Raw genomic sequence first — 14854 nt, forward strand, 5'->3', positions numbered from 1 at the left:
TCGTTGTTATTCCCCGGCTTTTTTAAAAAGAAACATTTTGTTTGAAAATTCTTTTTAGGGGCCTTCTTCGGGCATTCTGGCAAGTGACCGGACTTTCATGTAGTATGGGTAAAAGAATTCACAAAAGATTGGACGGAACATGCTATGGAAAAAACCATTTTGATCAAACGAAAATACGCAAATGAAATGAAAAGCGGCAATCCGCTTATCCCTAAAGATGCTCTTGTAGATCCCTCCGCTCTGAAAGAAGAAGGGGAATTAATCAGACTCCTTGATGAGCAGCATCAGTTTATTGGCCTGGGCTATTATGGCAGACAGAATAAAGGAGCGGGCTGGATCCTGACTCATAAAGAAGGTGAACCCATTGACCAGGCCTTTTTTGATGAAAAACTAAAAACCGCCCTCTCTTACAGAAAGCAGCTGTTCGAAAGCACGGATACGACAGCTTTTCGCGTGTTTAACGGTGAGGGTGACGGCATTGGCGGATTAACCATTGATGTTTTTAACGGCTATTACTTGCTGACATGGTACAGCAAAGGCATCTATCAGTTCAGGACAGCCATCCTGAATGCTTTGAAAAAGTACGCTGAACCTGCAGGCATCTATCAGAAAAAAAGGTTTGATACTAAAGGCCAAGTGGTGGATGAAGACAGCTATGTGGAAGGAGAACAGCCCGAGTTTCCGCTGATCGTGAAGGAAAACGGTGTTAAGTTTGCGGTGTATTTGAACGATGGAGCCATGGTAGGTGTCTTTCTGGATCAAAGAGAGGTCAGAAAAGCCATCAGAGATAAGTATGCACAAGGAAGAACAATGCTGAACCTCTTTTCTTATACGGGTGCTTTTTCTGTTTATGCAGCACTCGGAGGAGCTGTTAAAACAACAAGCGTAGACCTGGCGAACCGCAGCATGAGCAAAACGATCGAGCAGTTCAGCATTAACGGGATTGACTATGAAGCACAGGATATCATCGTGGAAGACGTGTTTCACTATTTCAAGTATGCCGTGAAGAAAAAGCTGAAGTTTGATATGGTGGTTCTTGACCCGCCAAGCTTTGCGAGGTCAAAAAAGGTTACCTTCAGTGCCGCGAAAGACTACAAAGATCTGCTGAAGGATGCGATTGCTCTGACTTCAGATAAAGGAGTCATCGTTGCCTCCACAAACTGCAGTACATTCTCTATGAAGAAGTTTAAAGGGTTTATTGAAACGGCGTTTAAAGAAACGGGAGAATCATACAGGATACTTGAGGAATTCTCTCTTCCGGCTGATTTTAAAACAATCAAAGAGTACAAAGAAGGCAATTATTTAAAAGTGGTGTTTATAGAAAAACGGTGAGCCGGTCTTTAAGACCGGCTTTATTTTCGCATAAAATAAATGCTTTTACGAAATAGTAATAAAAAATCCGGCACAGGGGAGATAACTGCACATGGTTCATCACAATATTAACTTAACAGCTCCTGAAATCTCCGCTTTGTGGACAACATATATGCAGGAAAGTGCATCTTTATGCTTTTTAAAGCATTTTATGGTCCATATGGAGGACGAGGAAATTGCCCCTTTAGTTAAAGAAGCGATGCAGCTTTCGGCATCTAACCTGGAAACGGTAAAACACTTTTTAGAGGGTGAAAACTATCCTGTTCCAGACGGGTTTTCAGATGCAGACGTTGATTTGTCTGCACCTCCCTTATATACAGATCTGTACGCGCTAAGTTATGTGTACCGAACAAGCCAGCTTACTCTTGTCAGCGTCTCTACCCTCATAACGAATGTTGCCAGGACAGATTTGCTTGCGTTTTTTATTCAAGCGCAGCAGAAAGTAACAGGCTTGTATAAAATGTCCGTAGATTTGATGCTCTCTAAGGGGATTTATGACCGTCCGCCGAAAATGACCTATCCTGACAGTGTGCATTATGTTGAAAACAATTCCTATTTGACCGGCTGGTTTGGTGAAAGAAGACCGCTTAATTCGTTTGAACTTGGCGAAGCGTTTTTTATTATCGAGCGCAACTATATCGGTATTCTGCTGCTTAAGGGCTTCCTTCAATCCATGAAAGATAAAGAAGTCAAAGATTACTTGATAAGGGCTAAGAAGCTCGCTGAAAAGCAGGTGGATGTCTTTAATCTTCTGCTGAAGAAAGAAGGTCATCTGGGAACGATTCCAGTATCGCTTGAGGTTACAGATTCAGAGGTTTGCCCTTTTTCTGAAAAGCTGATTATGTTCATGATTACAGCATCAACAGGCGCCGCCATATCTCTAATTGGACGGAGTTTATCTTTGTCGATGAGAAGGGATGTAGCTGCCCATTATCTGCTGATCATGAAAGATATTATGCTCTTTACGGAAGATGGCACACAGCTGATGATTCGGCGAGGGTGGTTTGAACAGCCGCCCCAGTCAGAAATAAAGCCAGTGTGATCAAGCGGTATCCTTACTGGAATCCGCTTTTTTTCCATTCTTCCTTTAGGATAGAATGCATGATCACGTCATAAGGTTTTTCATCCTGGATAATATAGTCTCTCAGTCTTCCTTCCTCTTTAAAGCCAAGCTTTTGAAGAACGCTTCTGGATGGTGTATTTTCAATCATGACTACAGCCCCAACACGAATCAGCCCCATTTTTTCAAAGCCAAATGACAAAATCGCCTTTATCGCCTCTATGCTGTACCCCATTCTCCAGTAGTCACGTGAAATCTCGTAGCCTATTTCCGCGCGCTTGTATTTTTGGGACAGGGAATGATACCCGCACGTGCCTATCAATGTGCCGGAGTCTTTCAGCTCAATCCCCCAGCGTATGAGCCTGTTTGACTGGTAGCCAAGCTTGAAGCTGTGGATCAGGGCCTCTGCTTCCTCTTTCGTCTTAAACGCATTCATTCCGTAATACCTTGTTACTTCCTCTTTTGAAAAGGTCTGATAGATTTGTTCAGCATCAGACTGATCGATGCTTCTCAGTCTTAGCCGGTCAGTTTCAATCAATGGAAATATTGACGGCATATTTGCTCTCCTCTTTCTTGTTGAAACTGTTTATTTCGACAGCATCCAGTTAAAATCCTGTTTTTTTGGCAGCATGTTTCGCTGAAATTCGACTGTGTGAACACCCGTTTTTCCGGACATTTTATCAGCATCGAATCTTGGATTGTTTACATGTATACACTAATTGTTTACTTGTAAACAAAATGTAATCTATTGTGTACAAATAATGTTTACAAGTGTACAAATGTGTACGCATGTTGATATATAAGGATGTGTACAATTTGTAACGGTTGTATACGTTTTTGTGTACGATTGTAAACGAAATTGTTTACATGTATGCGTATTTGTAATCTTCCTTCTTCTATTGACGAATCTGGCAATCTTTAATACTCTTTAAGTGATTGGATTTTTATACTAATTCATGAAAGGAAAGGAATGACTGATATGACGAAATCTAGAATTGCAGCAATTGATGTCGGCAACGATGCCGTAAAAGCAATCTTTGGAAAATACGAATCTCAACTATACATACCAAACGTGATCGCAAGGGATATTGAAGACCGCCCTGTTATTGGAATTGAAGAACTGGACAGCAAAGATCCGCTGGACGGCATTCATATTAGAGTGCACTCCCCTGCCCTGAAAGACAACAATGCAATTTACCGCGTAGGTTCTCTTGCAACAAAAAGCGACAATGCTTCTGAGCTTGATCCGGGCAGCAGCAAATCAGAAGAAGACCAGACTCTTGTTATGCTCTTTGCTTCTATTGCTCTTGATGCCGTGAAGCCTGAAAATGAAAAAGTGTTCCGCAGAAACAACAAAGTGATTGATGCCAACTACACGCTCGGAACCGGACTTCCGCTGAGAGAAGCAAAAGAAGGAAAAGATGTGGGCTATCGTTCAAAGCTTCTTGGAAATGTGCATCAGGTTGAATTTTTAATTACACCTAAATACCAGGGGTTGAAGGTCAACATCAAGTTTGATGAAGTGAAAGTTTATCCTGAAGGATTTGCTGCCTACATTAACCTTGTAATGGATAAAGACTTAAACATTATTAATAAAGATCTGATCGACAAACGCATCATCATTCAGGATATCGGCGGATTATCGACAGATATCGCTGTGATTAAAAACCGCAACGTGGATGACGACAAAGCACAGGGCTTTAATCTTGGCGTTGTTGAATCACTTGAAGCGATCCGTGAGGAAATCCGGACTAAGCACGGTGTAGAGCTTGACAGCCGCCGTGATGTAGTCGAGATTATTACGAAAAAACAGGACCGCAACCACATTTATGTAAGAGGAAGCCGCACAAGCGTCCATGACATTACAGACCGCATCCTTCTTGACCTTGCCAAAAAGCAGTACCGTCACTTGCGCAATGTATGGCAAAAGAACTCTCAGACTGAGATCTGCTACTTCGTCGGCGGAGGAGCCGTTGTGCTGAAAGATTACCTTAAAACGCTGAACAACAATCTGGACGGCTACAATATCGACTTCTTTGAAGATGAAAATGAAAGCATCTGGATGATGGCAAATGCTTATTACAAGCTGATTTTTGATTTTTACCGCAAGGAAAACAAAGATAAAAGCAGTGAAGATAAAAAAGCAGCTACTGCCAAATAAATAGGGTGGTCATATGAATAAGGGCGGTTCATCAGGCATTCAGAGGGGACAGGCGATCACGTTCCGCATCCCCTCAGATACCCCTGAGCATATTATTAAACAGCTGCAGAAGCTGAAAGAGACAGAAAAAAGGAATTTCTCAAGCAAAATTGCGGAATTCGTCACACAGGGCGTCAGTGATTCATTTGTCAAAGACAAAGAAAGCATCACCATCCCCATTCCGCAAAAGCTCAGCAAAGCTCAAAAGGACTGGATCAAGCATGAACACTCTGAAGCGCTGCTTGGCAGTATTGTTTATCAGATCCTTGCAGATCCGGTAAGAGCCGCTTCCCTTCTTGCCTCCTTTACGAGCAAATCGCTGGATATTGACGAGGCGCTCTATCTGCAGGAAGTGCCGAGTGTGCGTCCGGACTCAAATCCAGAACCAGAAGAGGATTTCGATCCTAATCAGGGCCTCGATGATTTCGACTGGGAAAAAGCCCTTCAGGAAACAGCTGCATCCACTGAGAAAGAAGAGAAAGAGGAAACCGCAGATGACCTGATTGGCGGGTTTTTGGAAAAAATGAATAAATAGAAAAAGCTAACCTTGAAACGTTAGCTTTTTTTGTTCTTTAGGAAATGATAAAGAATAATAGGCTGTGGAAAACATAACAAAGTTATCATCGGCAAGCGTAAGCGCCTAGATCCTCTGTCAGAACAAATCCGTCAAAAAAGTCAAAACCGGACTTTTCCGCCGGATCTGATCAAGGCGCTTGCGCTTTTGTTCTGCATAAAAGCATATATTCTTACAGGGAGGGATGAAAATGTATGAGGAACTGACTGTCTTTCAAAAGAAACACAGAGATAAAGCTACCATGATGCTTTCAGAGTCGTTTCACAGCAACCCTTTGTTCATTTATCTTTTTCCAGATGAAAAAAAGAGAAGAAAAATCCTTGAAAACGTGTACAAAGGTACAGTGGAAATCGTGGCTGCCGTCAGTGATGTTTATGTGACGTCGGATAAGGTTGAAGGAATTTTTGCAGTCAGAAGAACGGATAAAGCTGCTTCTTATTCTGTATTATGCGGAGCCATTATGAAAACCGTTTTAAGAAGTCTTCTCCTTATCAGGGATGTTCCGCTGATCCCGTTTATACGCAAAGCGAAGAAGCTGGCAGCCGTATCTGCGAAAATGGCCGTCTATAAAAAACAAAAACCACATCTAATCATAGACATGGTAGCAGTTGATCCGGCCTGTCGCGGCCAAAAATTTATGAGCAGAATGATAAGGGCTGCGCTCAAGGAAGCTGACAGCAAAAAAACATTCTGCGTTCTGGAGACAGAGACACTTGAAAACGTCCGTATTTACGAACATTTTGGCTTTCAGCTCTCACAAAAGATAGAAGTCATTGAAAGGCAGCTGACTGTCTATGTTCTCATCTATGATCCCTATGATCAAACGAGACACTTATTTAACATCGATTGACTTGACTCTTCCAACTTGTCCATCCTGAAGTCTTACCTTAATACCGTGAGGGTGAAAGGGGGAATTTGTCAAAATGTCTTTAACGATGCCAGGCGTAAGCTTGCCGCTTCGCTGGTCCTGCTTTAATACAATTTGAACGGACATGCCGGGCTTAACATGTTCCCTGTTCTGGCCGTTCATCAGACGCCCATTCTTCTGCGCTGATTATTTGTTTTCTTTGACACCTGGCTTTTCATGCTCTTGGTCTGGTTTGAACCTTTAGCGCCGGCCTGGCCGTTTGCCTGTGCCTGTTTTTTGCTTTCGAGCTTTTGTTTAATCGCCTCTTGAAGGGTCATTTTTTTCTCGGACATGGGACATCCTCCTTTTTAATCATTCATTCATATTATACTACCTTTTAACAGAGAACAATAGAACTCTCTCTTGGGGACGCTTCTTTCTCCCGGGAAAGCAGCGTTCTGCTGTATACTGGTCATATAATCAATCAAATGGGAGGATTTTCTGATGATTGCTAAAATACCGGGAACCCAGCTGCAGAACTACCTCAAATTCCGTAAAGATCCCCTTGAATTTTTATACAGAACACATACTCTCGGAGAAATTGTCGCCATTAACCCCAGGTCAAAAAATACATCATACATCATTCATTCAAGAGAAGCTGTCAAACAGATCCTGACGTTAAAAGAGGAGGCTTTTGTAAAAGGCTCTTCTTCAAAAACGCTGGGAAAAACGCTTGGAAACGGTGTTTTGACGAGTGAAGGAGAAGTGCACAGGCGTCAGCGAAAACTCATGCAGCCTTCTTTTCATAAAAGGAAAGTTGCGGAGTATGCAGATACAGCTGTTTCCATGACGGAAGAACTGCTTTCTTCTTACAGGGATGGAGAAACAAGATCCATTCATGAGGATATGATGAATCTGACTCTTCGCATTATCGTTCAAACCATGTTTGGAGAAAGGCTGAGTAACGAAACAAATCCTGTCGCATCAGCGGTAAGCGATATTATTGAAAAAACGGCCAATTCTCTTCTGACTCCTTTTTCACCGCCTGATTTTCTTCCCACTTCGCAAAACCGAAAATATAAGCGCGGTGTAAAAACCCTGGATGAGCTGGCAGACCTGCTTATTGAAAAGGGAGAGAACAATCAGGACAGCGGCCATTTGCTTAGCCTCCTCTTTCAGGCAGCGGATGAAAATGGAGAGCCGCTGACAAGAACAGAGCTGAGAGATCAAATTGTCACGATCTTAATAGCCGGCCATGAAACGACCGCAAACGTACTGACGTGGATTTTTGCTGTCCTCGCCAAGCATCCGCAAGCGGAAGAAAAGATGCTGGCAGAAATAAAGGATGCGGGACAGCTGTCTTTTGAATCGATGAGGTCCCTTCCCTACACGCAGCAGGTTGTGCAGGAAACGCTCAGACTCTATCCTGCGGCATGGATTATCCTGCGGGAAGCGAAAACGGATGTTGAAATTGCAGGAACCCACTTTCAAAAAGGGTCTATCTTTCTTATTAGTCCGTATGTTATGCACCGGAATCCGGCATTCTTCAGTGACCCTGAAACATTTAATCCAGGAAGATTTTCAAAGGACAGCGGAGAAGAAATTCCCCTGTACGGCTTTTTTCCATTTGGGGGAGGGTCAAGAGGCTGCATCGGCAGCCAGTTCGCCATGATGGAGGCTGTCTTAATTTCCGCCTCTGTTTTGAGGAAATACAAACTTGAACTCATTTCTCCGGACGAAAGGCTTCAGCCTGAACCGCTTGTCTCATTACGTGTGAAAAACGGGCTTAAAATGAAAGCTGTAAAAAGATCCTGATATTTTCTGGGAAATAGCTGCTGTTTTATTTACCAGTCCGGAAGTGTACAATAAGAATCTAAGAAAAGACGGAGAATAGAGAGGAAACTAAATCAGAATGACGTTTTCAGCATTAGGAATCTCAGAAAAAACTGCTGCCGCCCTTAAACGCCAGGGAATCTCAGCGCCGACACCCATACAGGAAAAGACAATTCCTGCTGCACTTGAAGGATTGGATATCATTGCAAAAGCACAGACAGGAACGGGAAAAACCCTTGCTTTCGTCCTTCCGATTCTTGAAAAAATAGAGGTGGAGCGGAATGAAATGCAGGCACTCATTCTTGCCCCGACAAGAGAGCTTGCCATTCAGATAACAGCGGAAATTAAGAAGCTGACAGACAGACTTGGAGGATTCGGCATTCTCGCCGTTTACGGAGGACAGGATGTTGAGAGGCAGATAAAAAAGCTTGGCCGCGGCATCCACATTGCAGTTGCAACGCCGGGCAGAATTCTCGACCACATCCGCAGAGAGACCATCGATTTATCCGGCGTTTCCATGCTTGTCATCGACGAAGCAGATCAAATGCTGCTCGCAGGCTTCCACAAAGATATTGAAGACATCGTATCCCAAACCTTCCAGTCCCGCCAGACGATGCTCTTCTCAGCCACGATCACGCCAAAAGTGAAAGAGCTTTCCAGACAATACATGTCGAACCCGAAGGAAATCACGGTGCAGGAAAAAAAGGTTACGGTCGAAAAAATCAATCAGCTTGTGATAGAAACGAATGACAGAGCCAAACAGGCTGCCCTGTTCCGCTTTCTTGACGAGCAGCAGCCCTTCCTTGCCATTATCTTCTGCAGGACAAAGGTAAGAGCCGGCAGACTCATTGATGCGATGAAAGCGCGAAAATATCAAGCAGAAGAGCTTCACGGAGATCTTTCTCAGGCGAAAAGAGAAAAAGTCATGAAGCTTTTCAGAGAAGCTAAAATTCAATATCTGGTCGCAACAGATGTTGCCGCACGCGGAATTGACGTAGAAGGAATCACTCATGTCTACAACTATGATATGCCCCAGGATGCAGAAACCTATATCCACCGCATTGGCAGAACAGGACGTGCCGGAGGAGACGGTATGGCGATTACATTCGCCGCTCCAAAAGATATGGACGACCTGAATACGGTTGAAAAGGGCATAGGCATGAAGCTGCCAAGGCAAGTGATTGACATTCCTTCCTCTGAATACACCTCACAGCCGAAAAACAAAGATCAGGTGTATCGTCCTGAAAAAGAAAAAAGAGAACAGCCGCGCCGTTTTAAAACGAGGAGATAACGATGGCCAATCCATGGTCACCGGACCAGACTGTCACAGCCAATCAGGCAGAACAGCTCATATCAAAGGATTTTCCTGAACTGTATCCCGTTCATGCCGAGCTGCTCGGGTATGGATTTGACAATACGGTTTTCAAAGTGAACGGCCAGTATGTTTTCCGGTTTCCCCGGAGAGAAATAGCGGTTGACCTGCTGAAGACAGAGGAGAGCGTGCTTCCTCTTCTCTCAGCTTTTGGAATGGCTGTTCCAATTCCCTTATTCAGCGGAAACCCCGGGTGCGGCTATAAATGGCCATACCTTGGCTACAGGAATGTGCCTGGAAAAACGCCGGTTAAGTGGAATCAGGAACAGCAAAACAAGAATGCGCAAAAGCTCGCGTATTTCTTAAAAGCATTGCACGGCATCCCTGTTGAGACAGCCGAACAGTCCGGTGCCGGGCAAGACACACTTGGAAGACTGGATATGAACAAGCGCATCCCAATGCTAAGGGAGACGGCAGCTAAGCTAAGTGATCTCCTTCCGGAAAGTCCAATTGTGCAGCGGCTGAAAACGTATGTGGAAAAGCTGAAGCCTCTGAAGCAGGACAGCTGTCATTGCCTGGTACACGGGGATCTGCACATACGCAATGTTCTCGTAGACGAAGAAGGTTCTCTTTCAGGTGTAATTGATTGGGGAGATCTTCATATCGGGCATCCGGCCGTTGATCTCTCAGCGGTTTACGGATTTTTCACACCACATGTAAGAAGGGTGTTTTTTGAGATATACGGTGACGTGAGCTCCGCAACTGCAGAACTTGCGAGATTTAAAGGAATCTATACACTATCCCTGCTTTTGCTCTATGGAATCGATCAAAAAGACTTTGACTTGATCAATCTGTCTGAGCAGGCTCTTGGGACAGCTATGAACTGACGGAATCCAGATGACGGATTCCGTTTTTTTTGGTGGGGAATTTGCTCGATTAAAAGCAGTTTAGTAAAACTGCGCCAGAGCAGCCTTTCAGACTTTCAAAAAATTCCACTAAAGTTATTTACAACGTAACAATGTTATGTTACATTCAAAACAAATAGCGTAACAATGTTTTATGAAAGGAGGATTGACGTGGAACAAGAGGTTATTTCAAAAAAAGAACTGCTTGATGAAACCGGAATTTCTTATGGCCAGCTTTACAGATGGAAGAGGAAAAACATCATTCCTGAAGAATGGTTTATAAAGAAATCAAGCTTCACCGGACAGGAGACGTTTTTCCCGAAAGAGAAGATTCTTGAACGTGTGGAAGCAATAAAAGGAATGAAAGATGAATATTCTCTTGACGAATTGTCGGCGTTTTTTTCCCCGAAGCCTGCTGAAGTGACTCTTAAAGAAGACCTTCTCGTAAAGTTTCTGAAGCCTGAGACATTGAAAGCATTTGGAGATCTGTTCCGAGGGGAAAGTTATGATTTCCACTCCATTCTTTTTCTTTTGCTCGCAGAAGACCTCCGAGTAAAGCTCAATCATGATCAGTGCAGAGAACTGCTTGAATTTTTGTCGGGCAGGTACATGGAAGCTGAACATAAAACAAGTGAACTGGTTGGATTTGAAAAGAACGGGGTCACCATGTGGGTGATCATCAGCCCGCCTTCTGAGGTCATTGCGGAAGCGGAACTGCTTGTGAGGATCAATTTGGAAGATAAAATTAATCAGTTGAAAAAACGGCTTTCGACCATTTAATAATAAGGGGATGGGAAAAATGGAACAGGCAACGAAACGGCATGATTTAAAAATAAATGGATCCGGTTCTGCAGGGGGCGGCCAGTATGAGAATGTATCCATCAGCGGAAGCGGAAAGATCCACGGAGACGTTGAATGTGAAAGCCTGAAAATTGACGGTTCCGGAAAAGTGGAAGGCTCTATTCTTGCAGAGCAGATTAAAATCTCCGGATCTTCAACATTAAAGGGGAAGATCGAAACAAAATTGCTCAAAACGAATGGCAGCACAAAGTTTGAGGAAACGGTTTCTGCTGAAGAATTTACGGTGAACGGATCTGCAAAATTACTGAAAGAATTGACGGCCGGGGAATTTAAAGTGAACGGATCTGCAAAAGTGATGGGAAAGATTCAAGCTGAGCGAGTGGAAGTAAGCGGACTGCTGAGTGCAGCAAAGGACTGTGAAGCAGAGAGCTTCCGTTCAAGCGGAGTGATTCATGTCGGAGGACTGCTTAGTGCGGATCAGATTGAAATTTGCGTTGATCACTATTCAAAAGTGAAAGAAATTGGCGGCGAAACAATTACCGTCAGTGCCGAAAAATCATATAATCTCTTCCGCCGCCTGTTCCGCTTTATGAATTCAGAGCCTTATCTTCACACAGAGGTCATTGAAGGAGATTCGGTCCGTCTTCAGAATACAAAAGCGAAGCTTGTCAGGGGAACGGATATTTCCATCGGTGAAAACTGCGAGATCGGCACGGTTGAGTATACAGGAAGTCTTGATGTTCACCCGAAGGCTGCCGTGCAGGAGTCTGTAAAGGTATAACGCGCGCTTTCCTTCAAATAAATCGCATAAACAACAAAAAATCCGGCACACCGATGTGCCGGATTTTTTGCTTTTACTGAGCCTGCTCTGCCCATTCTTCTACGTTCCAGACCTTTGTGACCCAGTCTTCATAAAAGTCAGGTTCATGGCAGACAAGGACAACGGTCCCTTTATATGCTTTAATGGCCCGCTTCAGCTCTTCTTTGGCTGTTACGTCCAAGTGGTTCGTAGGCTCGTCAAACAGCAGCCAGTTTGATTCGTTCTGAAGCAGTTTGCACAGGCGCACCTTTGCCTGTTCGCCTCCGCTCAGCTGATTAAGCGGACGGGAGATGTGTTCATTTTTCAGGCCGACACGGGCAAGCATCGCACGCACCTGATGCTGGTCAAGGCCCGGGAATGCATTCCATACGTCGTCAATCGGCGTAATGTTTTCCGCTTTTACTTCCTGCTCAAAGTAAGAAGGATAGAGGAAGTCTCCAAGCTGGATCGATCCGCCGAGAGGCTTGATTTTTCCTAAGATTGTTTTCAGCAGGGTGGATTTTCCGACCCCGTTGCAGCCGACGATTGCGATTTTTTCCCCGCGTTCGATTGTCATGGTCAGTTTCGGGAGCAATGGATGCGTATAGCCGATTTCAACGTCTTTTCCTTCGAAAACAAAGCGGCTGCTTCCGCGCGACTCTTTAAATTCAAATGTCGGTTTCATCGCTGTCTCAGGGCGGTCAATCCGCTCCATGCGGTCAAGCTGCTTCTGGCGGCTTTTTGCACGTCCTGTCGTGGAATAGCGCGCTTTGTTTTTAGCGATGAAATCTTCCTGTTTTTTAATGAATTCCTTCTGTTTCTCATACGCGTTAATGTGCTGGTTCTTGTTGATTTCTGCAAGCTCCAGGAATTTTTCATAAGTTGCTGTGTAGCGCGTCAGTTTTGAGAATTCAAGATGGAAAATGACATCAACAATCCCGTTCATGAATTCCGTATCATGCGAAATCAAAAGGAATGCATGCGGATATTCTCTCAAGTAATTGCTGAGCCAGTTAATATGCTCAACATCAAGGTAGTTCGTCGGCTCATCCAGAAGAAGCACTTCAGGCTGTTCAAGCAACAGTTTTGCAAGAAGAACCTTCGTCCGCTGTCCGCCGCTCAGCGCTGATACGTCGCGGTCCAGTCCGATAGCATCAAGGCCAAGCCCGCGTGCTGCTTCCTCCACCTTCATATCAAGCGAGTAAAAGCCTCCTGCGTCCAGGTGATCCTGAATTTCCCCCATCTTTTCAAGAAGATCTTCAAGCTCTTCAGGAGAGGCATCTCCCATCTTCGCGATGACTTCGTTTAACTCTTCTTCCTTTTTATACAGGGGCAGAAATGCGTCTCGCAAAACGTCTCTGATCGTTTTTCCTTTTGAAAGGACGGTATGCTGGTCAAGGTATCCGTAGTGAACACCGGGTGTCCACTCGACTTTTCCTGTGTCATGGATCAATTCCTTTGTCAGGATGTTCATCAGCGTTGATTTCCCCACGCCGTTCGCTCCAACAAGGCCTACATGCTCACCCGGCAGAAGCCTGAAGGATACATCTTTAAATAAAGTACGGTCGCCAAACGTATGGCTTAATTTATCAATTGTAAGTAAACTCATGTTCTTTTTAACCCTCCGCTGCTTTCTAAACTCTTCATTCTACCATCATACTAAATCCCGATTGTTTAAGCTATACCGCAGAAGCGGAACATTATGGCACAATGTTGTCTGAAAACGGCAAAAAAACTGCGGTGCCGCAGCTAGGAAAGGTGTTTGCTTCTTACGTCGGCAAGCATGCGGTCAATGCAGTCGAGGATGATGCTCTTAGGCGTATCAGAATTTTCTTTCAGGATGATGCAGGTTTTTCCCGTGATTCTCGTTGTAAGGTCTTCATGATAAGGGGCAACGATTCCGGGGTCCATTAAATAAAACATCAGTCCTTTTTCCCGGCTTGCAAAGCCTGCAGCCGGTTCGCCCGAAAGCGAATAGACAGGGAATCCGTATTGAAAGCCCTCCTCCGCAAACGGAAGGGCAGCAAGTATTTTCTTGCGCAGCAGAACCATATCTGCCAGGTGGTTAATATTTGCCTTTAAAAAGTAATTCTGTACTTCAGAATGCATGACTGATCCTCACTTTCAGTGTTCGTGCTAAGCTGCCTCCTGTCTCTGAATATGGTAACATATAAGGGAAATCTTGGTTTTTTCAGGACTGGGGGATGGGCATGGAACGGGATTTAGAACGCTATTTTGACAGCTTCAAAACCATAAATAAAATAGAGAAAGGGTTCTCTTACGATAAAAAGTATCTTGCAGTGGACGAAGACGGGAAAAAATATGTCATTCGCACGGCAGATCTGGATCAGCAGGCTTCTAAGCTAAAAGAATATGACATGCTGAAAGAAGCTGAAAAACGGGGTATTCAGTCGTCAGTCCCCGTTGATTTCGGAATCATTGAACCTTTGAATATCTGCTATATGATCGTCCGGTATATTGAGGGTGAGGAAGCTTTGGGCGTTCTTCCTATTCTTACAGTCAGGGAGCAGTACGAGATAGGCTTTGAGGCCGGCCTTGAGCTGCGTGCGCTGCATACGATTCCCGCGCCGCCTGCGCCTCACACATGGTATGAGGCCGCCTCTGCCAAGCATCAGCGATATTCGGAGGCTTATATTGGACTTAACATCCAGCTTGAGTATGGCGGCTGTGCCGGTCAATTTATTGATGAACATCTTCACTTGCTCAAAAACCGTCCGCGCACTTTTCAGCACGATGATTTTCACCCCGCAAATCTGATCGTGAAAGACAGGAAATATGCGGGCTGTATTGACTTTAACCGCCATGATTTTGGTGATCCTTATCATGATTTTTATAAAATCGCCCTGTTCAGCCGGGAAGTAAGTGTTCCCTTTTCGGCAGGACAGATTGACGGGTACTTTAAAGACGGCATTCCGAATGATTTTTGGACGCTTTACAGCCTCTATGCGGCAATGAGCATCTTTTCCGCGGTTGTCTGGACGAAAAGAGAAACACCGCATCTGATGGACCAGATGCTCTCAAGGCTCAACATGATTGCAGCAGACCATTCAGATTTTGACCAGTGCGAGCCCGAGTGGTACAAAACCTTCAGTGTGAAGATGTGATACGATATACTATCGAATGAAAGTGAG

General features: G+C 44.4%; 16 protein-coding genes. 11 read left to right on the forward strand and 5 right to left on the reverse strand.

All coding sequences use genetic code 11. The annotated features are described in order from the left end of the window. The first annotated feature begins 144 nt into the window (after window positions 1–144). The gene (locus ACTSEZ_RS14860; protein WP_369734974.1) at window positions 145–1332 is read left to right on the forward strand and encodes a class I SAM-dependent rRNA methyltransferase; all 1188 of its coding nucleotides are present in this window, start codon (window positions 145–147) and stop codon (window positions 1330–1332) included. Between the two features lie 91 nt (window positions 1333–1423). After that, window positions 1424–2413 carry a DUF3231 family protein gene (locus ACTSEZ_RS14865; protein ID WP_369734976.1) on the forward strand — a complete coding sequence of 330 codons (990 nt, stop codon included), beginning with the start codon at window positions 1424–1426 and terminating at the stop codon, window positions 2411–2413. Between the two features lie 13 nt (window positions 2414–2426). Here the strand turns inward: ACTSEZ_RS14865 and ACTSEZ_RS14870 are convergent, their stop codons facing one another. After that, complete coding sequence (locus ACTSEZ_RS14870; RefSeq protein WP_369734978.1) at window positions 2427–2987, reverse strand: GNAT family N-acetyltransferase; 561 nt, start codon at window positions 2985–2987, stop codon at window positions 2427–2429. A 423-nt stretch (window positions 2988–3410) separates the two neighbouring features. On the opposite strand from ACTSEZ_RS14870, the gene ACTSEZ_RS14875 reads away from it, so the two are divergent. From ACTSEZ_RS14875 to ACTSEZ_RS14885, 3 genes are all read left to right on the forward strand, one after another. Next, window positions 3411–4592, forward strand: coding sequence for a ParM/StbA family protein (locus ACTSEZ_RS14875; protein WP_029283142.1), 1182 nt, complete (start codon window positions 3411–3413; stop codon window positions 4590–4592). Between the two features lie 13 nt (window positions 4593–4605). After that, entirely contained in the window at window positions 4606–5166 is a 561-nt protein-coding gene (locus ACTSEZ_RS14880; protein WP_369734979.1) for a hypothetical protein, read from the forward strand. A gap of 229 nt (window positions 5167–5395) precedes the next feature. Continuing rightward, a complete protein-coding gene (locus ACTSEZ_RS14885) occupies window positions 5396–6055 on the forward strand; it encodes a GNAT family N-acetyltransferase (protein WP_369734980.1) in 660 nt (219 codons plus the stop codon). Here the strand turns inward: ACTSEZ_RS14885 and ACTSEZ_RS14890 are convergent. After that, complete coding sequence (locus ACTSEZ_RS14890) at window positions 6038–6235, reverse strand: YwbE family protein (RefSeq protein ID WP_369734981.1); 198 nt, start codon at window positions 6233–6235, stop codon at window positions 6038–6040. The two genes, ACTSEZ_RS14885 and ACTSEZ_RS14890, sit on opposite strands and share 18 nt — an antisense overlap. Continuing rightward, complete coding sequence (locus ACTSEZ_RS14895; protein ID WP_168713773.1) at window positions 6235–6405, reverse strand: hypothetical protein; 171 nt, start codon at window positions 6403–6405, stop codon at window positions 6235–6237. Before ACTSEZ_RS14895 ends, ACTSEZ_RS14890 begins: the two co-directional genes overlap by 1 nt. A 151-nt stretch (window positions 6406–6556) precedes the next feature. On the opposite strand from ACTSEZ_RS14895, the gene ACTSEZ_RS14900 reads away from it, so the two are divergent. From ACTSEZ_RS14900 to ACTSEZ_RS14920, 5 genes are all read left to right on the forward strand, one after another. After that, complete coding sequence (locus tag ACTSEZ_RS14900) at window positions 6557–7867, forward strand: cytochrome P450 (protein WP_369734983.1); 1311 nt, start codon at window positions 6557–6559, stop codon at window positions 7865–7867. 97 nt (window positions 7868–7964) lie between these two features. Then, window positions 7965–9176, forward strand: coding sequence for a DEAD/DEAH box helicase (locus ACTSEZ_RS14905; protein WP_369734984.1), 1212 nt, complete (start codon window positions 7965–7967; stop codon window positions 9174–9176). Window positions 9177–9178: 2 nt separating this feature from the next. After that, window positions 9179–10084 carry a phosphotransferase gene (locus ACTSEZ_RS14910; RefSeq protein WP_369734985.1) on the forward strand — a complete coding sequence of 302 codons (906 nt, stop codon included), beginning with the start codon at window positions 9179–9181 and terminating at the stop codon, window positions 10082–10084. Between the two features lie 189 nt (window positions 10085–10273). Next, window positions 10274–10882: a DUF4004 family protein gene (locus ACTSEZ_RS14915; protein WP_369734986.1), complete on the forward strand. Its 609-nt coding sequence runs from the start codon at window positions 10274–10276 to the stop codon at window positions 10880–10882. Between the two features lie 19 nt (window positions 10883–10901). Continuing rightward, window positions 10902–11684 carry a polymer-forming cytoskeletal protein gene (locus ACTSEZ_RS14920; protein ID WP_369734988.1) on the forward strand — a complete coding sequence of 261 codons (783 nt, stop codon included), beginning with the start codon at window positions 10902–10904 and terminating at the stop codon, window positions 11682–11684. Between the two features lie 73 nt (window positions 11685–11757). On the opposite strand, the gene ACTSEZ_RS14925 is transcribed toward ACTSEZ_RS14920, so the two are convergent. Beyond that, window positions 11758–13311, reverse strand: coding sequence for an ABC-F family ATP-binding cassette domain-containing protein (locus ACTSEZ_RS14925; RefSeq protein ID WP_369734990.1), 1554 nt, complete (start codon window positions 13309–13311; stop codon window positions 11758–11760). A gap of 140 nt (window positions 13312–13451) precedes the next feature. Then, entirely contained in the window at window positions 13452–13811 is a 360-nt protein-coding gene (locus ACTSEZ_RS14930) for a DUF1801 domain-containing protein (protein ID WP_369734992.1), read from the reverse strand. 101 nt (window positions 13812–13912) lie between these two features. On the opposite strand from ACTSEZ_RS14930, the gene ACTSEZ_RS14935 reads away from it, so the two are divergent. Continuing rightward, on the forward strand, window positions 13913–14827 hold the full coding sequence (locus tag ACTSEZ_RS14935; protein WP_369734993.1) for an aminoglycoside phosphotransferase family protein: 915 nt from the start codon (window positions 13913–13915) through the stop codon (window positions 14825–14827). Window positions 14828–14854 lie beyond the last annotated feature (27 nt).

The organism is Metabacillus mesotrionivorans (genome assembly GCF_052171315.1).
GTDB lineage: Bacteria > Bacillota > Bacilli > Bacillales > Bacillaceae > Bacillus_P.